Annotated in this window: 22 protein-coding genes and 1 pseudogene; 7 read left to right on the top strand and 16 right to left on the bottom strand. The window is 43.8% G+C overall.

Translation table 11 applies throughout. From position 1 onward, the window contains the following. A pseudogene (locus tag CWE15_RS12180) lies at positions 1–154 on the top strand (IS30 family transposase); the annotation flags it as partial. Positions 155–321: 167 nt separating this feature from the next. Here the strand turns inward: CWE15_RS12180 and CWE15_RS12185 are convergent. Beyond that, a complete protein-coding gene (locus CWE15_RS12185; protein WP_420807751.1) occupies positions 322–456 on the bottom strand; it encodes an integrase core domain-containing protein in 135 nt (44 codons plus the stop codon). 139 nt (positions 457–595) lie between these two features. Between CWE15_RS12185 and CWE15_RS04360 the strand changes: the two genes are divergently transcribed. Together CWE15_RS04360 and CWE15_RS04365 are read left to right on the top strand one after the other, a co-directional pair. Further along, complete coding sequence (locus CWE15_RS04360) at positions 596–1,462, top strand: YifB family Mg chelatase-like AAA ATPase (protein WP_126756865.1); 867 nt, start codon at positions 596–598, stop codon at positions 1,460–1,462. A gap of 127 nt (positions 1,463–1,589) precedes the next feature. Further along, positions 1,590–2,210, top strand: a complete 621-nt coding sequence (locus CWE15_RS04365) for a sce7726 family protein (RefSeq protein ID WP_126756866.1) — start codon at positions 1,590–1,592, stop codon at positions 2,208–2,210. Here CWE15_RS04365 and CWE15_RS04370 read toward each other — a convergent pair. From CWE15_RS04370 to CWE15_RS04410, 9 genes are all read right to left on the bottom strand, one after another. Then, positions 2,200–3,300, bottom strand: a complete 1,101-nt coding sequence (locus tag CWE15_RS04370; RefSeq protein ID WP_126756867.1) for a beta family protein — start codon at positions 3,298–3,300, stop codon at positions 2,200–2,202. The genes CWE15_RS04365 and CWE15_RS04370 overlap by 11 nt on opposite strands. A gap of 16 nt (positions 3,301–3,316) precedes the next feature. Beyond that, complete coding sequence (locus CWE15_RS04375; protein ID WP_126756868.1) at positions 3,317–3,874, bottom strand: ImmA/IrrE family metallo-endopeptidase; 558 nt, start codon at positions 3,872–3,874, stop codon at positions 3,317–3,319. 8 nt (positions 3,875–3,882) lie between these two features. Next, a complete protein-coding gene (locus CWE15_RS04380; RefSeq protein WP_126756869.1) occupies positions 3,883–4,536 on the bottom strand; it encodes a hypothetical protein in 654 nt (217 codons plus the stop codon). A 726-nt stretch (positions 4,537–5,262) separates the two neighbouring features. Beyond that, the gene (locus CWE15_RS04385) at positions 5,263–5,589 is read right to left on the bottom strand and encodes a hypothetical protein (protein ID WP_126756870.1); all 327 of its coding nucleotides are present in this window, start codon (positions 5,587–5,589) and stop codon (positions 5,263–5,265) included. A 361-nt stretch (positions 5,590–5,950) separates the two neighbouring features. Continuing rightward, positions 5,951–6,133 (bottom strand): carbon storage regulator CsrA, encoded by a 183-nt coding sequence (gene csrA, locus CWE15_RS04390; RefSeq protein ID WP_126756871.1) that lies wholly within the window; start codon positions 6,131–6,133, stop codon positions 5,951–5,953. A gap of 170 nt (positions 6,134–6,303) precedes the next feature. Further along, entirely contained in the window at positions 6,304–6,552 is a 249-nt protein-coding gene (locus tag CWE15_RS04395; protein WP_126756872.1) for a hypothetical protein, read from the bottom strand. Between the two features lie 191 nt (positions 6,553–6,743). Further along, complete coding sequence (locus tag CWE15_RS04400) at positions 6,744–8,027, bottom strand: hypothetical protein (protein ID WP_126756873.1); 1,284 nt, start codon at positions 8,025–8,027, stop codon at positions 6,744–6,746. After that, entirely contained in the window at positions 8,017–9,195 is a 1,179-nt protein-coding gene (locus CWE15_RS04405) for a nucleoid-associated protein (protein ID WP_126756874.1), read from the bottom strand. Before CWE15_RS04405 ends, CWE15_RS04400 begins: the two co-directional genes overlap by 11 nt. 517 nt (positions 9,196–9,712) lie before the next feature. Beyond that, positions 9,713–10,528 (bottom strand): helix-turn-helix transcriptional regulator, encoded by an 816-nt coding sequence (locus tag CWE15_RS04410; RefSeq protein ID WP_126756875.1) that lies wholly within the window; start codon positions 10,526–10,528, stop codon positions 9,713–9,715. Between the two features lie 135 nt (positions 10,529–10,663). Between CWE15_RS04410 and CWE15_RS04415 the strand changes: the two genes are divergently transcribed. From CWE15_RS04415 to CWE15_RS04430, 4 genes are read left to right on the top strand one after another with little or no spacing between them, the layout of a single operon-like run. After that, complete coding sequence (locus CWE15_RS04415) at positions 10,664–12,040, top strand: hypothetical protein (RefSeq protein WP_126756876.1); 1,377 nt, start codon at positions 10,664–10,666, stop codon at positions 12,038–12,040. A gap of 21 nt (positions 12,041–12,061) precedes the next feature. After that, positions 12,062–12,850, top strand: a complete 789-nt coding sequence (locus CWE15_RS04420; protein ID WP_126756877.1) for a hypothetical protein — start codon at positions 12,062–12,064, stop codon at positions 12,848–12,850. Beyond that, positions 12,837–17,411, top strand: a complete 4,575-nt coding sequence (locus CWE15_RS04425) for a coiled-coil domain-containing protein (RefSeq protein WP_126756878.1) — start codon at positions 12,837–12,839, stop codon at positions 17,409–17,411. Before CWE15_RS04420 ends, CWE15_RS04425 begins: the two co-directional genes overlap by 14 nt. Next, complete coding sequence (locus CWE15_RS04430; protein WP_126756879.1) at positions 17,411–18,484, top strand: Wadjet anti-phage system protein JetD domain-containing protein; 1,074 nt, start codon at positions 17,411–17,413, stop codon at positions 18,482–18,484. The genes CWE15_RS04425 and CWE15_RS04430 overlap by 1 nt, the downstream gene beginning before the upstream one ends. 57 nt (positions 18,485–18,541) lie before the next feature. Here CWE15_RS04430 and CWE15_RS04435 read toward each other — a convergent pair whose 3' ends face one another. The 6 genes from CWE15_RS04435 to CWE15_RS04460 are packed head-to-tail and all read right to left on the bottom strand — an operon-like array spanning position 18,542 to position 24,640. Continuing rightward, the gene (locus tag CWE15_RS04435; RefSeq protein ID WP_275065503.1) at positions 18,542–19,867 is read right to left on the bottom strand and encodes a 5-methylcytosine restriction system specificity protein McrC; all 1,326 of its coding nucleotides are present in this window, start codon (positions 19,865–19,867) and stop codon (positions 18,542–18,544) included. Further along, complete coding sequence (locus CWE15_RS04440) at positions 19,852–21,030, bottom strand: AAA family ATPase (protein WP_126756881.1); 1,179 nt, start codon at positions 21,028–21,030, stop codon at positions 19,852–19,854. The genes CWE15_RS04435 and CWE15_RS04440 overlap by 16 nt, the downstream gene beginning before the upstream one ends. Beyond that, positions 21,027–21,590, bottom strand: coding sequence for a hypothetical protein (locus CWE15_RS04445; RefSeq protein ID WP_126756882.1), 564 nt, complete (start codon positions 21,588–21,590; stop codon positions 21,027–21,029). The genes CWE15_RS04440 and CWE15_RS04445 overlap by 4 nt, the downstream gene beginning before the upstream one ends. Positions 21,591–21,592: 2 nt before the next feature. Beyond that, positions 21,593–22,615, bottom strand: coding sequence for a DNA adenine methylase (locus tag CWE15_RS04450; protein WP_126756883.1), 1,023 nt, complete (start codon positions 22,613–22,615; stop codon positions 21,593–21,595). Between the two features lie 19 nt (positions 22,616–22,634). Beyond that, complete coding sequence (locus CWE15_RS04455; RefSeq protein WP_126756884.1) at positions 22,635–23,693, bottom strand: adenine-specific methyltransferase EcoRI family protein; 1,059 nt, start codon at positions 23,691–23,693, stop codon at positions 22,635–22,637. A 59-nt stretch (positions 23,694–23,752) separates the two neighbouring features. Further along, complete coding sequence (locus CWE15_RS04460) at positions 23,753–24,640, bottom strand: WYL domain-containing protein (protein ID WP_126756885.1); 888 nt, start codon at positions 24,638–24,640, stop codon at positions 23,753–23,755. Between the last annotated feature and the right edge of the window lie 233 nt (positions 24,641–24,873).

Genomic DNA, 24,873 nt, shown 5'->3' on the forward strand with positions numbered 1-24,873 from the left:
AGGCTGCAACTTACGGATATTGACCAACGAGATGCTGACCAAAATACAGCAGCGTATAAATCTCAGGCCGCGTAAGGTACTAGGGTTTAAGCAACCAGATGTAATTTTTAAAGAGCAATTGCAGTACGCGCAGAGCGAGTGTTGCAGTTATTAGTTGAATCTAGGAACAAAATAAATATGCTTGGAGGCATTATTTATCACAATTGTAATTATATGGTTTTAAAATATTTGAGTTTGATATTGCTAATGCTGAATTTGTTAAAGCTAAGAGAGGCGGGTATGTAAATACCCCATTTATAACACAGTCATCTCGTAGAATATTTATGCCGCCTTGCGGTACTCAATCGTCGTCATATCATTGAGTGAATCGTGCGGGCGTTCGTTGTTGTATAATTCAATCCAGTAAGACCAGGATAGGCCCTGCTCCAGATGAGCTAGGGGAAAACGAACTAAAATAAATCATGACTTGATAAGTACTATAGCGGCGATTTAAACGGATATTTCTCCGCGATAACCCACTGGTCTCCTTTCCTGTTAAACCACTACACTAAACTCTTCGAGCAAACACAATGTTAAGCATACTCAAGGAGGTGTTATGGGCTTTGCTGTGGTGATATGCCGCGCGCAAGTGGGCATGGATGCACCGGAAGTAAAGGTAGAAGTAAACTTGGGCCGAGGGCTACCTGCCTTCCAAATTATAGGCATGCCGGAAACCACGGTACGAGAAGCCAAAGACAGGGTTCGCACGGCCATTATAAATAGCGGGCTAGAGTTTCCGGTGGCGCGCATTACGGTGAACCTTTCGCCGGCAGAGCTGCCGAAGCACGGTGCGCGGTTCGACTTGGCTATTGCGCTTGGCATTTTAGCGGCAAATGAAGCAATACCTGCCTCGGCACTTGAAACGGTGGAGTGTTACGGTGAACTTGCACTGGACGGTGCGTTGCGAGCTGTACCTGGCATGCTGCCCGCGTTGTTAGCTGCACACCATGAAAACAGAGTGGCATTGCTACCGCCAGCAAATGAGGCGGAAGCGGCCTTGTTGCGCACACCTATGGCCTATGCAGCGACCGATTTAACCACAGCCGTGCAGCATTTAACGCAGCAGCAACCTTTAAAACCGATAGCACCTGCCGCGCTTGCAGAGCAGCAGCAACAGGTGCCCGATATGGCCGACGTGCAGGGGCAACCCGTAGCCAAGCGAGCCTTGTTATTAGCAGCGGCGGGTGGTCACCATGTGTTATTTGTTGGCCCGCCAGGTACAGGTAAAACCATGTTAGCGAAGCGCTTAAACGGTTTAATGCCGCCCTTGAGTGAACAACATGCACTGGAAGTGGCGGCTATTCAGTCGTTAAGCAACCAACGCTTCGAGCTGAGCCAGTGGCGTCAGCGGCCCTTTCGCAGCCCGCACCACTCTTGCTCGGCAGCGTCGCTCGTGGGTGGGGGCTGTGAGATTGCAAAATAAATGATAATGAAGCGAAATAAATGATAATGAGATTTCGCAGTGTGGGAGAGTCTAGTGTGCCCTTATCGGTTCTTTATGGTGATGAGAGTCTGGTATATAGTGTACGTTCTAACGAAAGGTCAGTAGTATGGATGAATTTGAAGTAAAGCGAATCTTGATAGGTTACCTGAAGTCCAAGCACGACCAACCTCTTTTTGCTTCGGAAATGCCATTTGCGAATAGAAGTCGACGCGCAGATCTCGTTGTGCTCACCAAAAACCAATTAATTGGCATTGAAGTTAAAAGTGATTTTGATAATTTTTCTCGTCTTGATGGGCAACTTGATGCATATGAAAGAGCCTTTGAACGAACATATCTTGCGCTTACTGAGAGGCAATTTAATAAACTCAACTTAAAACACGATACCATTGGCATTCTTCTGATAAAAGCTGATAGGAGTGTGATCCTTAAAAAACGACCTAAAGTATCTAGGAACTTCGATCTGGCATTCCAGCTCGATTTGTTGTCAAACGAAAACTTGAAGAAAATCCCAGTGACTAATTCTAGTAAACTTTCTAAACCTCAAAGAGTGCAAGCTCTTATCGATAGTTATAGCGCGACAACTTTGTCCAAGGTAGCGAAAAGTGTTTTGGGGATGCACCTAAAAGTACTCAATGAGTTGTTTCATCGCGAGCTAGCAGAAACGGGAGAGATTACAACAGATGAGTTAGCAATTTTGGAAATGCGAGAGGTAAATGTCAGGTTTTAAGCTGATTCTGAATTCTAGTCATCCAAATATTAGCCCTAACCGATATCCAAAACGACGGTGATTTGCCGGTTGGCTCCGACTCCTTTGCAGTTGCTTCAATTTGCTTAAAGCCCCAGCAGTCAACTCGATCTTCTCTCTTAATGTGTTTATTCATTAGTCTTTGGGCGCATTTCGTATAACCGTTTACTTCATCAGTTCGGTATCTTGTATATTTGCAGATTTCTAAAGTACGGGTTGGGAAGTCAATTCTTGGAACCCAATTATATGCATTAGTTGGTTTTTGTTCGGCGTTAATACATGCGTAGTCACCATATATTAACTTTGTTCCTGATATTGTTTCTTTTAACTCAGAGTAATACGTCCAATCAAATAAAAGAGCTTCACCTTCACTGTCACCTCCATGTTCTTGGTTGATCGAAGATGGGTAGCTTGATGCTAAAGATATTATTTTATAATTTTCATAATCCAATTCATCTAACGCAGACAAGATGTCCTCGATGAGTAACTTAGCTTGGGAAATTTTAGTGGGTGTCAGATCTCGACCGCTTTTAGTTCGGATGGTTTCTGCGTCGACCAAAAAATAGATAAAAACGTCATGCTTGACTGAAATATCGATTAATGAGCGCAGAAATTTATCGTATCCTTTGGTTTTAAAACTAGAGTAGCCACTAGCTCCTATCCTTATAGCAATGTGCTCAAAAAACATCTTAAACATCAATATTTGAGCATCAATTTGATGAATGCTGTCGCTATTTGTTGCTTGAATAATTGGTATCGGTGTCGTGTTAGTTTCAGCGCCCAATTCAGTAACAAAAGCTACCCAATTTATGAATCCTGACGACTGCTGTTTAAAGCTTCTGAGTTCGTCATTAATGTTGGTTTCGTCTGATGTGATATCAACGAAAAACTTTCTTTTCTCTAAACATTCCTTTATTTTCTTAAAGCACGTTCTGATCTCCCCTTGATCCTTTTCATGTGTTTTTCTTCCCTTAGTGAGCTCAATCAATGGTACTGTCGAACTCTCCATTGTTAGGTGAGATAGAGCTCGAAACTCAGAAACGCTAGATTTCAAACAGGGTACATACTTCATTTTGAAATAATCCTTGTTATTTATGAATATTTTGAGATCTAATTCTCACAGCCATTGGTGATACCCCAAATTTATTGGCGACTGCACTGATACTTTTAAGTGAGTTAGCAGCCTCAATAAACTCTTCTTTTGGCATTAACAGTTTAGCTGCGAAATGATTCGCTTCCGATTCTTCTCGAGAATAGTCATTAATAGTTCCGACGTTATCTTCGTGTCTAAAGAATGTAGTATCTTTAAATTCCTTATCGTCTTGACCTTTAGTATGCAAAAGGAAATGTCCGAGTTCATGAGCGAGCGTAAATCGTTTACGCGATTCGCTGTGTATGGCGTTTATAGTAGCGGTCCAGCGACTATCTATTTGTTTTAGAAAACCAGATATTTCGTTATCTAATGGACGATACCGCACCACCAAGCCAAGATCTGAGGCCAGCGAATATATATCTAGAGGAAAAGATAAGTTATCTTTGTATTCTCGCCAGATTTCTTCTGGACAGCCAAAGGCAGAGCTCAGGCGTTTTGACCCTGAAACATTGTGCTCCGGAGCATCTTCTGCGATTATAAATTGAAGACCCATACGATTATCTATCCACCTTTTTTCAAATCATCGTCCTGCGAGATTTCGCCACCCGATAAGTCCAAACTATCATCGTTGGACTCTTCGTCTTGTTCCGGATCATCCGTAAGTGACTTAATTATAGCTGTCAGTGATGAGATGTCCTCCTGATGGCGATTCACCTCATTCCTTAATTCTTCCAGCTCATCCTGAAGCTCACTTTTTAAACTCCTATTTTTGCCATCCGCGAGTTCTTGTAGTTTTGATGCTGCATCAAAGTTAAACTTCGCTCTCTCCCCTTCGATAGTTTCTCTTGCATGTCGAGAAGCTGTTTCCTTCGCCTGACTGATGATAAAACCAAATTGCACGATAGCAAGTAGACCTATAAACGTGATCAAAGTTGAAATGATCGTGGAATAGTAACCCGTGAGGGCTGAAGCGTACTCATCTCTACTGTGTATGACTCCCTTCTCAGACAGCAGTTCAATTGCTACTCGCTCATCAATGGTTAACCCATCAGAATAATCGACATTTAACCAATGGGCTCTAAGCTCTCCATAGGTTTCGGGATAGTCACCAATAAAGTAGAATGCAATTAAGATCAGTAACACTGTCACGACTGAAGTCAGCATTACAAGTGCAAAAATAAACCACTTCGACAGCGGATCAGGTTTCCATTGCATAAAATACCTCCATGTGGAGTTCATCCATCTTATCATTAAAATTCTTGAATCATCTGCTTAACGACACCTATGATAGTAAAGCTTCCTGAATTCGGCGTCCTCTGGTCAATTAATTTAAGTCGCGCTTAATTATCCTTTTACGTGAATTTGCTCTCAGTCTCCACTATTTTTGTGCGTTGTGCGTTGTGCGTGAAGTGGTCGTTCAATGCGTCCTCCACCGCCAGATTATCCTACCAGCAACGCAGCCAGTGTTAAATCTCACAATAGTTGCGCTAGAGCTAAATACGCGGGAAATTACCATTGGCCCACCCCTCCTAATCCGCAAGTAGATGCTGTCGATATGATTGATATTGTCGGCAGCGCACCTCGACATAGAGCGAGAAAAATGATATTGCTGGGTACAGCTCAACTCGACGAGTCTCACAAGAATGATAAAATGTAAAATAATCACCGTGCGGAGTTGCTCTGGTCTCTCAATATCATCGACATACCTCAGTGTGAGCGCTGAGGCGATGGAGGCTTTAGTATGCGCCAAACTTTCAGGAGAGCCAATCAAGACGCAAGGTGTCGATGGCTATTTAGATGGCATTCCCTTTAGATTTCTTAAAGTGAACGACGATGGCTCATACCTCATTCAATCCTCGGTATCAGGACCGGTAAAGATTGAATTCCAGCTCCCTTAGACTGGTGTCAAAATGTATGAACTAGGAATATTGAATTGTTGCTTTATCCATTTCCCGTAACACAGTAAAAAACTATATCGCGACAGCCACCAATGTCACGAACGTTCCCTAACTTCATTGTCTCCCAGCGCTGTAGTTTTTTCACAATATAAGATAGGCGTTTAAGGCGATTACCGAAAGTTGAGCTCTTATCGATATTTAGGACAACATCTTGAATTAGCTGAAATGCACTTTTTAGGGGCAAGTCATGTTCAAAACGCCAGAAAGAGAGAACGTTCATTAATTTTTCAAGCTCACGTTCGTCATGATAATCTTCGTCGCACAGTGCTTTCCCTGCTTTAGTGACTTTAGTCCTTGAGTATTGCTGCATGAATTCTGTCTCTCCGAGCTGAAATCCTGAGATGATGATATCACTTATTTTTCAAGAAATGAGGCCACTGCTATGACTGATTGAATTCGTATTACAACTCCCACTATATATGAACATCGAGCAGGATTAATAACGTCGGTTTCAAGTGAGTTTAACAACACTGATAAAGTGACGTTTGTCACTACGAAGTGACCCCATAAAGTTGGACTCATTTTAAGCGGCTACCAAGGCCTGAGTCAGATTGGTTATCGAAATAAGGGCTTGGTAACAACGCCCCAGTATGTTGCCTCTAGGTCCTCGATTAAAAAGGGCTTTTCCATTTAATAGTTCTCAGCGGGATTCAGTTGGAAGTCGATAAAATCTAACCGGTTTTTTCAGGCTCTTCGTTACGAATTCGGGTGTATATCTCTTCACGATGCACAGGCACATCTTTTGGTGCATTAATACCTATGCGCACTTGGTTGCCTTTTACACCCAGAATAGTGACGGTGATATCATCACCCACGATTAAGGTTTCGCCGATTCGTCTTGTTAGAATTAACATAAAGCCTCCATTGCTTAGGTTTGTGTTCCGATGTCAGCGGCTTAATATACGCGGCATCAGTGTGCGTTTAAGCCTAGTGTAAATTTAGAGCTCGCTCAATAGGGTAACTTGTAAGCAATCGCTGATTTATGGTACTTCTCTCTCGACCAGCTTCGCTTTTATATCCTCAGTTACTTGCCCTGTAACTCTCTCACTTTTGCTCTAATCTTTTCGAAACACGACTCGCAGAAATCGAAGTCAAAGCGCTCACCATCACGTTTTGAGCCGTAGCCAAAGGATGCTGTGAGCTTGGCATAGTCAGAAAAGTCATTGGCGTTTTTAAGATGTTTCTTTAGTACATTGGGTATGACGCTCTCGCCGCAGATGTCGCAGATAATATCTTCGATAACGGTAGTTGCTTGATTTGTTTCTTTCTTCATACAAACGCCTCAGATTGAATGGTGAAATTCAAGAGCGAATAATTCTTTGTAGATAGTCATTGAGTTCATACATCGCAAGTCCTCTCCGTAATAAACTCTATTTTCCATATCAGTCTCTTCTTTGTGGCTATTACCATAATCAAATTATGGGCTACGGTTCTCAAGTTAGGCTCAATAATCGTTTTAACAGTTTAGGCGAGAGCGAAACCAAAAAAGTTTGTTGGCGGTAATTTAGGGAGGAGCTCGACGATACAACGGGTAAAATCCAAGAGAAAGGGTTTATATAGGAAAACTATCCATGCAACTAGGGCTGTTATCGATGCATTTCGGTATCGAGATATCCGTTTCAAAGTACCCTGAACATCTAACTTGAATTTCTGGATAACTTCATCCTGCTCTGCTTTATTATATGTAGTACTCTCTTGGTTATTTATCCGAATAATTGATTCCAACAAATGTTCGCCATTTTCCTTAAGCTGCTTCACGTATGCTCTTGTCTCGTAGTTGGAGGACCAAATTAAGGTGATAACCAACATTGCTAAGAATACTATATTCCCTTCTGGGATATTTGCTTGGCGAATCATCAAGGTCGCGACGACAGTAGCTGGAACCACTAGAAGCTTCAATACTGCCCCGTGCATGGCTTGATAAACCTTACCAATTATTTCAATTGCTTTATCATTCAATTCGTTTAGGCACTTATCTAATCCAAATTTGTTGATATACGCTGCGTATTCGCCGTTATACTTCGAATGGATGTGCTCCATTTTTAATGCTAATCTGCCCGCCGATATCGCTTCGCCTTCGTCTTGATCATATTCACCAAGAGCAGAAGTGAGAGCTCTTTTGAAAAGGACCTTCTTCTCATGTTGGTGAATTCCTGTTGAGGATAGTTCGGGAATGTCGAAGTGAAGCGAACCCTTAATAACTTGCTGGATAAACTCGTCGGAAAAAGAAAATCTGACCACTCTTGAAAATGAGTGGCCTTCTGAGGTTGCAGAGTTAATCCAAAAGCTGCTGGGAGATTCTTTAGAGGTATATGAGCTTATGGAATCCAGAAGGTTATATAGAGCTTCAATGCGATCGAAAATCTCTTTTTTATTTTGCAGCAAGGTTAATCTCTTGCTATCTGAATTTACGTAAAAAAGAAGCATATCTCCGATATTAATTCTATATGTTCCGTCTTCTAACTTCTCTAAGTGATTATGAAGATCTTGGTTGAGGAACACTTCAATACTAAGAATTGATTGAGATGTTTTCTCGTAGCTGTATATGTCATGATCTCTTAGTTGTTTTAGTTCTGGAATACTTGTCGTACTAGAGTTTTCTTTCCTAATCCCAAGTTGGTCACTAATGGTTTTGGAAAATGGAAGTGAATTACCTTCTGAAAGTGCAAAATAAAGTACATTTCCATCTAAATATACAGCAGAGGATACATTATATAGTTCTCTTATCTCTTCACTGTCAGTCATCATTCGTTGCTTCTATTATTTCTAGGATTTTCTCTATTGTTTTCGCGTCTTGAATTACCTGATTAGTCCTCAAGAAGTTTCCATTTGGATCAAATTCTATATCTGCTCCTGAACCGGCTATACCAATTTTGTTCTTCTTTGAACGTACCGAAATTGCGTCGTTTATTTCCAAAGTAACCCAAACTAATTTCTCTTTTATTTCTTTTGAGAATAATACTTTGTCGTTCACTTGGTATTCATGTTCAGCTAGATATCCTATGAAGGAACCTTGAAGCTCCTCGCGCTTTTCTTCCGGTATTAGGGTATCAACGAAACTTTGCACCCTTTCGATTGAAATGCCGTCCTTAAACTTATCTTGAGACAGCAATGCATAAAATTTCTCTCTAATGCTAACCTCTTCGGGGCGAGTTACATCTAATTTACTTCGACAGAAAGATAGCAACCCATCTACAAGGTTGTTAGCAGCAACAGAATCTTTGATGTAATTGTCTGCATTTAAACCTTTTGCGAAATAGTCACGCAGCTGGCCATTATTAGCAATTAGGCTTGTTTCATTTTTGTACTCATCTTGCTGTCTGGTGAAATTTCTTTCCAAAGTGTCAATATTAATCATGGCCGATTGGATCAACTTGGAAAAATCAACCGCTTCAATCGTTTCGATTCTACAATGGCTATCAAATTTTAATGCATCGGTATTCCGAATCATTGAAGTATTCAAAAACCGTTTAGTAGTCTCACTTACAAGCACTCCATCGTTCAGTTCGCTCGTTTGGTACATAACAATACTTACGATAAAACCATCATGCATCTGAGAGCTCTTAAGTTGGGAACCTAAAGAAAGAGTCATAAACCTAGTAATTTTACTGCGAAAATAATCGCTGCTAATTGGCGCGCCTTTCAGTAGTGACTTTAACGTCGATGCTATTGAGTGATTTGTTTCCAAGCCTGAGCATGTTGTAGCGTAATTCTTTGCTTTGTTATTGAAGGCTTGATGTAATTTCTGTGTGAATGTGATTGTTCCTTCATCGGTATTTATCCATGGCATCCCTGGTGTCATGTTCCATTTGGATTGGCCTGTTCGTCTCTGAGCTTGAGGTTTCAGGCTGAATTCAAAGCCGATTCCATGCAAAACCTCGAAATGTGTTTTTTCAACATTAGGTGTATTCGTCATCTTCTTATCCTTTCACCGTTAATCATCCTCACACGACGACATCGTCACCAGAGTCGTCGGCTCCTTGTGAGTCGTTTTTATTGTAGATGAATTTTTATTTTTCGCATCTATTACTTCGGCGACGTTACGTGGCCCTTCCGGAGCCTTGTCTTATATCTCTTTAAGCACGCTAGGTTGGGTTATACCTTGCTTAACAATAAGTTCTTGAGACCAAACAATCCAGCATAAATTTCATTGATATATTCATCGCTCATTTTACCGGGGTGCTGCATTACTTCCGACGATATGTAGCGTATCAGCCGAAGTGGCTATCCTTTGAGAAAAATCACCCCCGTCTGGTGAGATAACGGAAATCAGTATTAAGATTTTTCCCAGGCTCACTCGAATGAAGAAATAGTTTTTGGAGAGCTCTGCGAAGTAGAGCGCATGCAGCCTTATCTCGAGCGAATGAGCCCCGTTAGATAGTAATTCGGCTCGTTAAGTGTTAGGTCTTTTTGATCTGTATTGATTAAAATACCTAACAATCAACCAACTGACGCACTTCAGGGTTTAGCAAAATAATCTGTTGCACGGAGGCTGGGCGGTCACTCTTTTGGTCAAATAAGTTGAACTGGTCAAGCAGATATAGCAACAAAGCTCGTCTGATATGAATCGTTGCTTCACTATCGACCATTGCATAGTCCGCCTCAATTACAGTGCGCTGAGCAGCTGTGAGCTCTGGGTGAGGGCCTATACGGACAATAGTCAACGTATTCCATGCATCATCTTTTTCTTTCCCTAGGCCCGCCTCGTCTAAATTATATGCCTCGATTATTCTCCCCAAAACAAAATCACGAAATTCTTGGCTGCGATGACAAAAGGCTCGAACGTGGTATCGAGTACCTGTAAAGGCAATACTGTGAGGTGTTACCCTACGAACCGTTCCCTCCGGATTTGTTAGTGATCTATAGCGTATTTCGATGGATCGTTCTTGGTGTATAGCCATAGTAAGTGGTTGAAGCACTGCTATACTTACTTTTCTAAATGGAAACGGAACAATGCTTATCGCGTGACCTACTTCTCCGGCCCAACTGATATAATCCTGTAAACAGGGACTGATAAACTGCGGCTGAAACTTCTCTGTAGGCACATAGCGTTTGATAGAGCCATTAAAGCGTACCGCTTGTCCCAATCTATCAAGGTAAATCTTTAGATCGGTAGAGGCTTGCTGTGGAGATATTCCAAATCGAGCAATAAGATCAGTCCGTCCAACGCTGCCCGCCCAGTATAGCTGTCTATCAATTTCCTCTAGACGGCGCCGTACTTCCCACTTCTTCAATGCTGTTGTCGTCATGTTGACCTAATAAAAACAAATTCGCGTGCTATTGCGATTAACTACAATCCCTTATTGTGAACAAAAATGTTGCATCAATCAACTAGTCAATATACAGTCTAGTTACTAGACTTATGTGGGGGATTGTAACCACCTATGGAATGGCCCGTATTACTAGCATCAACCGCAAGATTACTCGACCTGCATGATTCTGATCGTACAGCGGGTGGGGGTATTTACTCGCCAGATGAACGCCGACGAGGAGCGGGAACGGGGATTTGGTTGGATGTTGGTACTAGGTTACTGCAATATTTGTATGAACGAGATTTAGAAAGCAATGAAGCATGGATTCCACTAGAAGGAATCATTAGTGAACTCATTCAATTGCATGATGTTACTCGCGAAGACATTATTTTCGTGGCTAATCACCTAGCAACTCCTACTCGACTAATTACGCTAAGGGATAGTGAGAACGGCGCGCTTCAGCGTCAAATCTATAAGCGTGAGACGGCTCTTTTAGAGTGGCCGAAGAACACCAATCGGCGGGATAGGTGCCGCCTCAGCGCATCAGGTACAAGAGCAGTCCTCCTATCTCAGGCAGCACAAAACTGGCTCTATGCTGCAAATGATGCTGGCAAGTTGGAGAGAGCTATAGACTATGGTGCGTATGCCGACGTCCCGCAATTAGCTGAGGGACTGATCTCCCAAATTCGTCGGTTTTCGAAAGAGATCACTCTACTCTTGGAGCGTCAGCACCTAGAAGACTTGCTGAGTGACTTCGCTGAGCATCGAGACGACTACATGAAAGTTATCACAGAGGTTCAGAACTCTGTCGAAGTGGCCAGTGAGCTCTTTAATACTAAACAGGTGAAGGAGCAATACTCTCGTTGGCTAGAAACCGAGGGCGGTATTTCATTCACTCCCTATACTATCACCCAATCGTTCACAGAGATCCTGCAAGCCATTGAGCGACTTAGTCGAAAATTTCAGAAATTGGTATCGGTTCTCGCGTCATCCAAACGTGAAGTAATTGGACTCGTGCGTTTTGATCTAGCTGCGGTTGGCCTTGCGTTTCATCCCTGCTCAGAATCGATTACAGAGTTGTGTATTGCTGCATTGGGCCCTTGGGCCACAGAAATAACAGCTCCTTCGCCTTTGGACTTTTCCGGGGTACTCAGCCTTCAGCAGGAAGAAGATTCCAAAACTATTCTCGTATTCGATGACGAAGCTGTTGATGAACTCCCCTCCCTTATTGAGCGCTTCCTTTCTTCATACCGTGAAGAAATTCTTTCCCAATTACGCATTGGTCCAGTACCTCTAAGCTTGGCCGTGGAAAAGGGTTGGCTCACTGTCGAGGATTTCGACGCATTGCCACAACTCATTGGCGTTTATGCTTCGCCTGAATGGCTGGATGATACAAACAGCGAATTAGCTGTCACCGTTGCAGCAAACGCTTTGGATGTTCAACTCCCAGATGGGAGCCATCTTGAAGGGGATGATCTTATTTTACATTGGCTAAGAAGCCATTCTTAATGGTAAGAGAGGGTTAACAACGTGGAAATGGCAGAAATTGGACGTGTTTACCACTATTTACTGAAACACCGTTCTATCGAATCCAAACCGCAACTACGTAAAAGTAGGCCAGATGAAACTCTAGTTGCCTCGATTTTGAGAAGTGCATCAATCGATCAACTGGAACGATTCAATGACTTTCTTGCTCCACAAGGGTTCAAGTTGGTGGAGTTTGATGATCTCACTCGTGGTGTTGCTGTGGCTGGTCGAGTATGGATTTTGGCACGAAACGGCGAGGTTTCTGCTTCGAGTTTTCTTTCAACTGAAAGGGTTTATTCAGAGATGAATATTCGCGGTAAGGACAGCCGAGAAGCATCAGCAGTTTGGTTTTTACATATTTGGTTAATTTACCTGTCCTTGATCTATACCAGGGCTGGCCGAGGTGTTTCTGAGGTATCCAGCTATGTTGATGCGACATTTTCAAGAGAGGTTCTTGAGGAATCGGCACTCGAGCATATTACTCACATTCGACAGATGGGTATCAGTGATGGAGCATCAGTAAAAGTCGTTGCAATTCTTGATGGTGAAAAAGGAAAGGATGTTTCCCGTCGAGTTAATGCCTTTTTAAAGCTGATGGAAGCGGCGGGCCTGATTCAAGAATCCGAAAAGAACGAATACCAACAAACCTTGCTGGGAGCATATGAAATTGCTGAGCACTATGATAAATCGTTACGCATACCCATCGATAACACCCTAGATAACATAGTGAATATCGTTGCCCCTAATAGTGAACACGAAGAGACAGAGGAATTGACTGATGGGATTGATTAACCGCGTGGCCATTAGCAACATGTTGAACTTTTATGGTGATGGCAAACGCAAAAAGTGGTCTCCGCGTTTTCGCTACGAATGTTTGGACTTTCGTGGGCAATCTACAGCAGTAAATCTCACCAATGGGGGCGGTAAAACTACTCTGGCTGAGGCTATGCTGGCCGTACTATCTCGTGATCATACTCTGGTAAGTCGGACCAAAAAGAAATTTTGCCCGAAATCTGTGGGAACTTGGTCGCACATACAAGTCGAGCTGATAAGGCCATTGGCTAATACGGGACAATCAGACTTCATTACCGCACAAGGCAATGAAGTGAACGGAGAGCACTGGGTATTCGGTATGTACGGTTATCTGGGCGACCAGGGAGTAAATTATTACTATTACAAAGGAAGGCTAGAAGAGCTCCCTATTGGCACAGATGATGCTAAGCAAAGAACTTTGTTTAGCAATGAAGAATTTGTTCAGAACCGAAAGGCTCTTCCTGGGCTGGTAGTTAGCCCGCATGAAGATGAATGGGAAGAGGCGTTGGCACTCAAGGTTAATCTTCCCCAATCCACTATCCGCCAAATGACAGACTTCCAGAAACGAGGTGGGCAGGACAAAAGCGCTTTGTTGTATGAGATCAAGACTCGACCTGGTCAGAAGTACGCAGAGGTATTCTTTTACAAAGTGTTAGCTCCCGCGATTATGGAAGGAATAATGGATCGGGAGGGTGAGGAAGGAGAGGTAAGTCTTGAAGACTCAGTAGAGCGCTCGGTCTTCAGTACCGTAAAGGCCAAGCAGGACACAGCTGCCAAGCGCGCGGAGACCGATGAGCTAGAGGCAGGAGTTAAACAGCTCACCAAAGTAATGAATATCGCCGATGAAGTTGAGAAAAAACAGCGCGAGTACGACAGTCATCTAGAGAAAATACAACGTGATGTTCAAGTATTGAGTGAGTTGGTCGGTAAAGGACGCTTGCTTGGAGTGCCGAAGTCATCTCTACCTGATGGTATAGAGGGTGATGTTGCCAAGCAGCTCGTGATTGAGCCAGGACGCACAGAAGTTCGGATACTGGATCGGGGTATAGCCACCTTAACCGGCGAAGCATCGAAAGTAGTTAATCGGAGGGCAGAGAGAAACAGTATTCCAAGCCGTGAAGTCTCTCAAGTTATTGATATTCCTTGTCACTTCAAGTTACATGACGTTCTTCACGGTGGTCGACGCAAGGGCAAGTCATATTCAGTTGAAGCGGCAAAAGACTTGCTAAAAGCCACGTCCTCAATGAGTCATGGACTGACTAATGAAGCTGCCATAAATCTCCTGGAAGATGCAATTTACTGGTTTGACAACTGTGCAGACACCAATCCCTACCGGCAGCTATACGTGGAGCAAGAGGCTGCTCTCAAGCAACTAAAGGAAGATGAGCGTGACCTCGAAAGTACATTTGAGGGCTTACGGCAAGAGCAGCTTCGAGTTCAACAACAGCAAATCCGAATGGAAACAAATGAAGGCCTTTATGCGGGCTTAGTCGAGTCAGGCCTGTTTAACGCGGAAGAGCTTAAATCACCAAGGGAAACGGCTGACATCGTCAGTGACAAGCTCAGCTCCGCACGAAAAGCGATGAGTGGCTTCTCCATTCTTGAGGCACAACTTAACGAGCATTATGGTGCTTGGAAGGCATATGTAGCTGAATATGGTAAGGAATGTATACCTGCAGAAACAATCGAGCAGAAAAAGACTGAGAAGCATCGGCTTTCTGAGTCAATGCACGCTATTTATTCCAGGCTCAAAGAATGCAATGCGGATCTTTCGAATACGCAGGGTATGCTGCGAGAGGCGCAACGAGAGCATGACAAAGTAAGCCAGACGCTGGAACGCCTGTCTGAACATCGAACCGCCTATGAACATTTCGTTGAACGATTCGGTAATGTTTCTCCCGAAGGAGCGGAAGATAAGCTAAGGACCGCTTTCAATAATAGCCAGGCCCGACTATCGAAGTTGCAACAACAGCAGAAATCTTTTCAGGAAGGTGTAAGTGCCCTCCATCGATTTAGAGAAACAGTCTCTGAAATCGTGTTTCCAGAACAATGGCTGAAAAATATAATAAGCCGTCGAGCTGATATTGCTGTCGAACTGAATGATTCAAACACGTTGCTAAATGACCTTTGTAAGCAGCGTGAAACCCTCAAGAGTGAGCGAATCGCAGCAAATGCGTCTACGTGTAGCGCGCTAGATCACTTAAACGAGAAAAATATTTCATACAAATCTCTGCATCACGTTATTAATGAACTGGGCCTAGCGTATGATCGTAAACGTGAGGTGTTGGGCGTTTTCTCTGCCGTACTCTTTGCACCAGTGCTCTCTACTGAATTAGAGGCGCAAAAAGCAGCGGAATCGTTAGCAGAGTTCGGTGCTCAGGTACCGGTTTTCCTGTATCGCAGCCTTATTGAATATTGTCAGAGTGCACCAATTGAACATGCCGACAATGACGAGTTGTTGGTGGGCACCACGGCTGGTGTAATCACTCGATCAGTCTCTTGTTTGCTAGATCCCCAACTGGTTGAGCGCGAGAAGGAGTCGCTCGACACGCGGATATGTAAAGTCAAGAAGACCATCGACACGCTTCAGAACGAATCAGCATCGATAGGTGATGATATTGAACAGGTAGTCTTAGCTAGGCGGGCTTTGAAAGCCGTACAAGACAATGAAATTGGAAAACTCGAATCAGCAAATGAAGAAATCGAGAAATGCCAATCCAAGATAGAAGAGCTTCGTCAGCAGACTAGCCCGCGAGTTATCGACATAATTCGATCCGCTGATAGCTATGTAAAACTTGGTGGCGAAAATAAGGACGCTACTTTACAAAAACGTTTAATTGATTTGAGCGCTGACATTCAGACTTACGAGCGACAAATTTCCGAACGACAAAATCAACAGTCCGAACTGGAAGAGCAGCAGTTTATCTTGAGCGAAAAGATAAAAAGAATTTTACCAAACGATTTGGCAGTCATGCTTAATAGCGCTGATTTGTTTTATGAGAAGGATGGCCCTGAGTTCATGGCTAATTGCGATACACGCCGCCGCGACCTTCTCCATGAGGTCAATACAGCCGAGGCTCGCAATGCCTACAACAAACATTTTGACGGAGCACAATCTTATGTAGACAGTATTAGTGAAGATCAAGTGGACCAGCTGTCACAGCAGCTTGGCGAGATTTCCCGCCAAATCGAAGAAACAAGAGGAAAACGTAACGCGACGCGCATTGAACGCGACAGGTTATCTGAGTCTGTACCCCAGCTACGTAACGTGATGGAGAGTATCGATAAGTTAGCGCTATTAGCACTTAAGAGATACCGAAAGGTAGCCAAGCTAAGCGCGGATGCAACAAACAACAGCGATCTTAATTTAGACGAAGATCCATTAATTGAACAATGCGAAAAACTTCTCAATGCAGACATTAACGACAAGCCCGAGATGGTCAAAATGATTGCAGACGCCCTGACGAGTGAATTGGAAGAAATCGATATCGATCGCAAAGCAATCGATTTGGGGCGAGCGAAAGATGATTTGCTAAGAAAAAGCGAGGCGTTTGTGGATTTAGCCAGAGGCCTTACCACTTCGCCCTCAGGTTTAAAGCCAGTCGAGATTCAAGTTCTAAATGAAATTCATGGTGTCTTGGATATACCCAAAGTGCGAACGCTTTACGAGGGTATCTTAGAGCAGCTCTCAAGGTCTAAAGAATTGTTACACCAATATGAGTCCTCCGAAATAAAGTCACGGCAGTTAGTAAGTAGTCGCCTAGCACACCTTATTGAATATGCAGCATTGGATCTTGAAATATTACGCTCAGTTGTCGGGTCCAACCGTGGTAAACACACCTCGTATTTCAACGTGGAAGCCGAGGTGCTGGACAGAACCGGAATACAGCGGCTGATGGATGGTATTGTCAACGAGGTCGATATTCTTGAAAGACAGAGACGTGAACGTGAGAAGCAAGGAACGCGCTCAGACGACAATGAAGATTATCATGAGTCGCTGCGCTCTTTGATTAGAACGAAGCTATACCAAACAATTTTCTATCAGCCAACCATAACCTACGTAAACACCTCAATACGCGGTGCTGGCGACGAGCATGAGTTTAATGAAAACCTCAGTGAAGGTCAGAAAGCCGCGCTATCGCTTATGTGGGCAATTCGTTTGGCGGAGTTCGCTATAGAGCGCGAAGCTAAGCGACTTTCATCACGCCGCTCGCAGCAAAAGGCTAGAGAGATGTCCGTTAACATCATGATTATCGATGGCCTATTTTCGAACCTATCAAACCGCGAGCTGATTGATAGCTCTATGGCTGGCATCGAAAGTACACGAGGGAGTTTTCAACTAATAGGCCTCATCCATAACCCATACTACCAGAATGACTTTGATAAGTTTCCAGTGTTCATAATAGGCAAGAATGAAGGTAACGGTAAGACAGGGGGTAGTGGTAGAGGCTGGGTCAGTTTTCATGACGGTACTTCCGATGAAACAGCTTTGCGCACTGCTCAGATCCGCCGTATTCCACCATCACAGGTCGTCAGCTAATGGAGGCTATTACTAGACTCAGAAGCGCGCTTTCTGTTGGTAATAAGGAATCTGTTCAAGGCGATCGCCTAGTTGACCGCCTGTGCAGCAAAACAGGGCTTCATCGGAATGAGGTTATCAATGGCCTCAGGATGTTGCGCGATACCGGCGAAGTAAGCTGCAGAGATTGGCATCGTGGTGAACCCATAGGGCGCGTAGTACTTTCAATTGAACATGTGCGATCACCATGTGAAAAGACATGGATTGGCGTCATGCGTGACATGGGAGTCGATCTTGCAACTCAAGAATCGTTGATTGCGCTGAGTGATAATCTTGAAGGGTGGACTGTAGACGACATGAAGCGTCTTTTAAAAGGTCTTATATCCCTGCGAGAGGATCTCCCGTTACTAAAAGGGCAATCTCGGTATTTGGTAAGCGCTAAATATCTTCTTGGTAGCTCCAAGCTCCTCGATGCACTTCCATTTCCCATACTTCGTAAGTTTGGAATTAATCTTGACCTGTTGATTGGCCCGCCTTCCTATATCATCACCGCTGGTTCCAGTTCGCCAGTCTGCGTTGTGTTGGTGGAAAATCCCCAGGCTATGGAAACGGCACTGCAGACCTGTATCGGAAGTAAAATCGCTTGGGTCGCAACATTTGGCTATGGGCTCTCTCGTTCCGGCAATGAGTACGGCAGACAACTCGCTAGTCTTGTAGAGGACAATCATCGGTTAACAGCTCTTGTGCGCCAAGGAACCCCACCTCCGATTGAATATTTACTTGAGCATCCTGAAATCTATTTTTGGGGCGATTTTGATCGTGAGGGCTTTCAGATCTACTGGCGACTAAAATCTAAGATACCTCAGCTCCGGCTTAGCGGGCTTTATTACCCAATGCTTAACATGATAGATGGTACAGAAAACCACCATGCCTACAACCATTTGGTTGGCAAGCCAAACCAAAGTATTTGGAAGTGCCCGGACATCGACGTACAGGATATGCTGGACTTATGCGAGAGTCGAGCAGTTGATCAAGAGTCTGTTAGCCTTGCGGATATAAAGAAATATGCGACGTTACCTTACATTCGTTCTTAGGCAGGAATTGTTTTTCTGGTTACTTCGCCTTGTGGATTTTCTATTGAGTGACCGTCATTAACGAAGCGGGTAAGTTTCGAGTAAGGTTTGTGAGGGAATTGGGAAGTCGATCAGCCAATTACCTATGAAATCGATTAAATCTTCGTTGCCCTTTGGTTTCAATAGTTTCATTAAGTTTATAGGAAGTGCCGTTAGCTCGATACTTTCGCCTCCTAGCGCTGATGGAACATGCCAAGTTGTCGGTTCTTGGTCTATATCGACTGGATATGTCAGTGATACTCGCGGGCATCCAAGCACATGACCTGCGGTTAAAACCTGGTAGGTGTCTGAAGCTTTTGGTCGTAAGCTGAAATTTTTGTACTTGGCGTCGATGACTGCGACTGCTACACCATTGGCATTGTGAAAAACCACGTCGGGAGTTGTTTTAAGCCTAGTACCTTTTCCTTTGATAACTTGAGCGAAAGTTACAGAGCTTTTGGTAATTCGGTGATTTCGCTTACTCGCTGCGCGTTCACAAAGCCAATACACGTAGTTTTCATATATATAGTTGGAATTCCACAAAAAGCCTGCTAACCGATGCTCTCCGGCAGCATGCTGAACACCGGCTCCATCTAAGAGCATTAATCCTACGATTCTCGCCGTCTCTAGCCCAGTGTGCTGAAGGCCAAGGTGAATGCTTTGGGCCTCAAGTATTTGAGGAGGGCGTTTGTTGACATGAGCTAGACCTGCTACGATTTCACGAAGTGCTCTTGCTCGGCCTGGTGCTTTCACTGTCGCAGCGAGACACTCCGCAGACCAACGAAGAAGACGTGCTAGCGGAGTGTCATCAGTTAGAAAATCAGATACGTAGGGAAGTATCCATGGGCGTGCAATCCACTCATTTAGACGTGAAGTATCTAGTTGTCCCAGAAGGATATTGCCTTCGCCCTGTTCAGTTAAGTAGCTTCTTGGCAAGCCACGAGAGGCTCCTTTAGCGTAGGATGAGAGGAACATATCGGCGAGCAGGTCAGGGATAAAGAGTGAGGATACAGTACTGGCAGTAGTCTGTGTGTCATCGATTAGACCGCCTTCTACTATAGTCAGGATTCGCCACAAGACTGTCTGCCAGTTATCTTCTGCAGCATCCAGGAATTTTGGGGCTATTTCGATGTCCGTATCGCCTATACGCACAACCCCTGTAACACCCTCTGCCCGAAGTGTAACGTACCCGTTACCTATGTTCTTTACTCTAATAGGACTGTTTGGGAGACCTAGCTTAATACGCCATCGCCTGTTGGCTTCGTCCAATACCCGAAGATCTATATCCGCAGAGCTATGGACTACAGTCTCTCCATATTCCTGTAATTTTATGCGCCTTCCAGTTAGGTTTAGCCCGCTAGCCACCTGAATGACCTCTTTATCACATCAACATTAAGCTCACTAGTGCGAACGGGTTCAAGAGTCCTACTTATAAGAGCGCTACTAACTGAGCGTCTAAATTTCCATGCATATTCGCCTTCCAATGGGGGCGTCTCAATGCGAAGTAGATCGATTAATTGCTCGGGCCTGCCCGCGTACCTGTCTTCTAATTGAGGGAATATAATGTCGTCCCAAGCTGTAGCAATGCCTCGCCATATATTGTCTTCCAAAGATTCTTGCTCCATACCGCGGTCAGTTTCAGATGCTTGAATGGAGGTGAGGAGACCGTGTCCGAGTTCGAATTCCGGGCCAAGATCAGAAGAAATTGAAATATTTAGTCTGTCAAGTATCAGGTATGCGGCTAAGAGCGGGCTGAGAGTGTCTCGGATATCGTCAATAGAACTTGGAATCGTATCTCTATCTATGCTCCAAAGTTGGGCTAACACCTCAAGAGAAGGTCGCATTTCTATTCGATCAAATCGACGAGCAAGAGCGCTATCAATCGGAACAGCTGCTCTATCAACGCTATTCATTGTCGAGACTATGTAGATATCTTTAGGGAATGTGAAATTCTCAGGTATTTGCGCCTCTTTACCGCCAAGCCTAAAGATAGGCTCACTCAAGCCGTCTTTATATATCAATTGTCGAAGCGGCAAGGGGATTGCTACTCGGCCTTCTTTTCGATAATCGAAATCTAAAAACGTCATAAATTCACCGAATATTCTCGCTGCATTACCTCGATTAATTTCGTCGATGAATATTACGACTGATTTGTACTCTGAGTCGGGATCGGCTAATTCAAGAGCTGCATCTAAAAATAACCCCGCCCAAGGCCTTAGACGAGTGCCAGTAGATGTAATATCTGGTCTTAAGCCAATAATGAAATCTTCGTAACTGAAAGATTGGTGGAAAGTTGTCCAAACTACTTTCACTGGCTGAGGAATCGTAAGAGGCTTACTTGGTCTGCTAAACGGCTTCTCAGACTCATTCGGGTCGAGAAGAATTCCGCTAGTACCTTGCTGGGCTTGCTTAAGTAATTGGAATAACTCACTGATAAGCCTTGTCTTGCCGGTTGCCGGAGGTCCGTATAAAAGAACATTTCGACCGGCAGCCCAAGATGCCAAAATATCGTCTAGTTTCTTAGTCATATGTCATCCCAGTCCGCATAAATAACGCCCCCTACGCCGTTTTTGTAAAGCTCCCAAAGCGGGTCATCTTGAGTCATAGTAGGAGGCCGCACTCCCTTCTTAAAACCTGCATAATATTCGCCTTCGGTAGTTTTCGCGATATAGATGCGTATCCCCCCTGTAGGGAAATATTGACGCGCCTCTTCTGTTGAAGCTACCCCATCGGGTGCTGCGGGAAATCCCCGCTTTTCTGTCCATGCGGGATGACGTTGAGAATTTGGCTGTTGGCGGTTTTGTCTGGCAATTCGCATACGGCCCCCGGTTTTACTTTGGAACTCAATCGGGCCTGATATGTTGGGCTGGCCTATAACACGAGCTTCAATTGTAATCGGTGAAATGAAGTTTGTTTCGGTGACAGGTTTTTCCAAAAACTCCAATGTCACGCGCACCATTGAGCTCGGAATTTCGATATAGAGAGATCCGCCACCACCAGCAATTTGATGGTGCCGTTCAATATTGTAAAACTCACCGGGCTGGACATTTCGCCACCAGATGCAATCGATCTTAAGCCTATCAGTCATAACTAAAAGGTTTCAATGTGGTAAATACGCTCTAATACGGCCCCCGCTTTTGTTTGACTGTTACTTCGAAATCGAACGTAGGGCTGTTGATGAACCTTTACCTTTCCATATTCATTGAAAATAGACAAGAGTTGATCTTCGTTAAGTTGGCCGTCTTGACTGTAAGAAACAAATATGTGCGGAGTGTTTAGGTTTTCGAGGGTTGTTCGGAAAGCCATAGCAGCGTTACGTTTATAGCAAAAATTAGAGGCTTGATCTTTCCATGGACGAAGTCCTCCGTCTCCAACGGCAACTGGTTCGTCCTCCTGAGCGAGAGTTTCTAATATGTGATAATTTCCAGCATATTGTCGTTTAGTATATGGTGGGTCAAGGTAAACGGCATCCACGCTAAGCTTTGATGCGTGCTCTTCGATCGCTCCTTGGAACACCCTATGATTCCCCGGTGTTTGCTCAAACTGAACTGGATTAAAGGAAAGAGGTTGAAGAGCATTCCGAGCGAGCTTACGCAGGAAATACCCATAGGTGCCGCTGATGTTAGCTACCTTATTTGTAGATAGAATTAGATGATGAAGCAACAAGCTGTGTTCAAGTTCGTTGATTACACCAGAAGAGGCTAGATGCTGGATACCTGCTCTCACTCCATCAATACGTGCGGCATTAGCATCTGAGAAGTAAAGCCGAGGCATTCGGCCGTTTGCGGGACGTCCAGCGCTCCCAAATTCTTGATAGAAATAGCCCTCAATGGGTTCAACTGCGTTCATCCATTTTAGCGCCATGTCGTATCCGCCGAAAGCTTCGAATCTAGGCGCTTGCTTCATTAAAAGGCGAGCCCGAGCATGGATAACAGGAAAACGTAATGCATCTGCGGCAGTGACTGAATACCCTGCTCGAGCCAATGCAATAGAAACGGACGCAGTACCGCACATTGGATCTGCTATGGTTGAGCCAGCGGGGAGAACTTGTGCTATCTCGCCGACAATCCAATCGACTAGGCGAGTCTTGTTACCGAGATAACGGAATGACATATATATCTCCTTAGAATAACTAATCTGTCGATCCTTGCTTCCGTTTTTGGATCACTATTCGTTCATACATTCTGCGATAAGTACCATCGCCATTTGGCAGGTAAAAGCGCGGACCGCCTGCCTGATAGGTATCTTTTTTTGCAATCTTTGACATCGGACGACTCAAAGTCTTACTGGATCCAAGAATCCTAAACTGATCTGGATTGAACTTGTCGAGGAATGTAATTGGAACCCCCATTGGTCCCTCATAATCTCGCGGAATATTCTGGGTCTTACCGACTTCAATCGCATCAAAATTGGCATACTTAGGATTTTCTCTGGGACAGTAGGATTTATGAAGTTTCAATTCCTCATGTCGACTTGGATAATCTAGGTTCGTGAACCAACGAACACCTTTCACTCTAATAAATTTATTGCCATCGTCATCAATCCTAAAGCCAGATGCCGTGATTGGATAGTCATTAGGTACGCGGAACTCCCTATCACCACTTCGTATGCTAGGGCCATACCATATTTGATTGTTTTGTATGAGACTGAATATGCTGTTGTAGGTCACTGCATTCATGTTCCCGATGATCACAAATTTTTTATCATGTTCGATTAATTGAGAAACATATTCATTGAAAAGCGAGAAGGGGGGATTAGTTACAACTATATCTGCTTGTTTGAGTAACGCGATACTCTCGGCGCTCCTAAAGTCCCCATCTCCGGTCAGTTTTTTAATACCAATATCTTCAGGACTTGGAATATCACCTCTACCTTTACGTCCTGTATATTCCAGATAGACGGCTTGCTCAGAATTTTGTTGTCCAAACAGCTCTCCATTTTGGCTTCGGTAGCAGCTTGTGATTAACTTCCTTAATCCAAGTTCTTCAAAATTTTCTGAAAAGTATCGGAAAAAATTACTGGCTCGCGGATCATCGCAGTTACAGTAAACAACTTTACCTTCGAAATGTCGTGAGTAATGCAGAAGTTCAAGTTCGATATCACTCAGCGACGTATAGAATTCATCCATTTTTGCTTTCTTAGCTTGCTGAAAATCACGGTTGCGGGAAGTAGCAACTTTTCTTTGCGTCATCTTATACTCCTGACTTTGAGTCGTAATATGGCTCAATCTCTCTACCTATGTCTGAACATCTATGATTGACTATCACTGAAATCTTTGTACGCACCAGGAGCTAGAACCTTCCCTTTAAAATTAAGTTGCTGAGTATTTTTTAAATGCAACATAATATGGTCTCCTTCTAAACTAGCATCGTCACTCACATCTACATTCCAAGAATCTAGCAAATACCCCGCGAGTGCTTGCCTGACTTTTCGAACGAGTACGCCACCAATCATTCGGTACTCAAATTCAATTACATTCTTAATTCCTGCGAGCCTAGGATGAGGTTGAATCTCAAGAGCAACAAATGTGTTCCAGTCATCGTCAGCCGCGATCATTTGGGAGTCAGGTACCGGCTCACTCTTCAAAGGTACTCCTGATTTTATGCGATTGACTACAAAATCTATGAAGCTTTGACGCTTTCTATCGTATGCCCTTACGTGCCAACGTAGACCACTGTCTGCTATCGAGTGCGGAACAATCTCTCGGTATGAGCCTTGCGGATTTGTTTTCGACAAATAGCAAATTCTTAGTGCATGTTTTCGTTTAATTGCTCGAGTAACCACAGATAAAACATCAAGGTCTGTATTTATTAAGCTATTCCGTGCAGCAATAGTTTCACCTTCAATGTGAGCGTAGCTATCACCAAACCCATCTATCAGCGTACCAAGACACTTTGCCGTTGATATTGGGATAATTGGTTTAGCAGTTTCTTGCCACTCGTAACGCTTAATATTGGGTCGATAGATGATGTTGTCGGGTGCTAGCTCATTGTACAGGCGGAAAGTCCTTGTCGCACTGGCATCACTGATTTCGAAACGAGATGTTAAATCTAAGCGTGAGACGAGGCCAAAAAATCGCCCTTTAAACTCGATATGAGCGAGTAGTTCTTTTTGATAGCCAGAAAGTTTATCGAACATAGGTCACCAGATTTTACAAAACCGATCAAAATTATGATCACTGATCGAAAAAACAGATCAAAGTGCTTGACTAGGTCAATTTGACTAGTATTATCGTAGATACAGAAAAAAAGCCACCTTTAAGGCAGCTTTTCTTCTGATATGCGATGCCTAAATAGGTTAGAACACCACTACCGTGTCGAAGCTTTAGTGTGTATCAACTCCGATTAGGTGTCAAATGTTTTACATTTGAT

The sequence above is a fragment of the Aliidiomarina taiwanensis genome (assembly GCF_003987015.1).
In the GTDB taxonomy this organism is placed as follows: Bacteria; Pseudomonadota; Gammaproteobacteria; order Enterobacterales; family Alteromonadaceae; genus Aliidiomarina; species Aliidiomarina taiwanensis.

Excerpts from the sequence above, each read along its gene's own strand:
- CWE15_RS04360 (WP_126756865.1), top strand. The coding sequence starts at position 596 with ATGGGCTTTGCTGTGGTGATATGCCGCGCGCAAGTGGGCATGGATGCA.
- CWE15_RS04395 (WP_126756872.1), bottom strand. The coding sequence starts at position 6,552 with ATGAAGAAAGAAACAAATCAAGCAACTACCGTTATCGAAGATATTATC.
- csrA (WP_126756871.1), bottom strand. The coding sequence starts at position 6,133 with ATGTTAATTCTAACAAGACGAATCGGCGAAACCTTAATCGTGGGTGAT.
- CWE15_RS04415 (WP_126756876.1), top strand. The coding sequence starts at position 10,664 with ATGGAATGGCCCGTATTACTAGCATCAACCGCAAGATTACTCGACCTG.
- CWE15_RS04385 (WP_126756870.1), bottom strand. The coding sequence starts at position 5,589 with ATGCAGCAATACTCAAGGACTAAAGTCACTAAAGCAGGGAAAGCACTG.
- CWE15_RS04445 (WP_126756882.1), bottom strand. The coding sequence starts at position 21,590 with ATGACTGATAGGCTTAAGATCGATTGCATCTGGTGGCGAAATGTCCAG.
- CWE15_RS04410 (WP_126756875.1), bottom strand. The coding sequence starts at position 10,528 with ATGACGACAACAGCATTGAAGAAGTGGGAAGTACGGCGCCGTCTAGAG.
- CWE15_RS04440 (WP_126756881.1), bottom strand. The coding sequence starts at position 21,030 with ATGACTAAGAAACTAGACGATATTTTGGCATCTTGGGCTGCCGGTCGA.
- CWE15_RS04380 (WP_126756869.1), bottom strand. The coding sequence starts at position 4,536 with ATGCAATGGAAACCTGATCCGCTGTCGAAGTGGTTTATTTTTGCACTT.
- CWE15_RS04450 (WP_126756883.1), bottom strand. The coding sequence starts at position 22,615 with ATGTCATTCCGTTATCTCGGTAACAAGACTCGCCTAGTCGATTGGATT.
- CWE15_RS04400 (WP_126756873.1), bottom strand. The coding sequence starts at position 8,027 with ATGATGACTGACAGTGAAGAGATAAGAGAACTATATAATGTATCCTCT.
- CWE15_RS04460 (WP_126756885.1), bottom strand. The coding sequence starts at position 24,640 with ATGTTCGATAAACTTTCTGGCTATCAAAAAGAACTACTCGCTCATATC.
- CWE15_RS04455 (WP_126756884.1), bottom strand. The coding sequence starts at position 23,693 with ATGACGCAAAGAAAAGTTGCTACTTCCCGCAACCGTGATTTTCAGCAA.
- CWE15_RS04375 (WP_126756868.1), bottom strand. The coding sequence starts at position 3,874 with ATGGGTCTTCAATTTATAATCGCAGAAGATGCTCCGGAGCACAATGTT.
- CWE15_RS04425 (WP_126756878.1), top strand. The coding sequence starts at position 12,837 with ATGGGATTGATTAACCGCGTGGCCATTAGCAACATGTTGAACTTTTAT.
- CWE15_RS04405 (WP_126756874.1), bottom strand. The coding sequence starts at position 9,195 with ATGACGAATACACCTAATGTTGAAAAAACACATTTCGAGGTTTTGCAT.
- CWE15_RS04430 (WP_126756879.1), top strand. The coding sequence starts at position 17,411 with ATGGAGGCTATTACTAGACTCAGAAGCGCGCTTTCTGTTGGTAATAAG.
- CWE15_RS04365 (WP_126756866.1), top strand. The coding sequence starts at position 1,590 with ATGGATGAATTTGAAGTAAAGCGAATCTTGATAGGTTACCTGAAGTCC.
- CWE15_RS04370 (WP_126756867.1), bottom strand. The coding sequence starts at position 3,300 with ATGAAGTATGTACCCTGTTTGAAATCTAGCGTTTCTGAGTTTCGAGCT.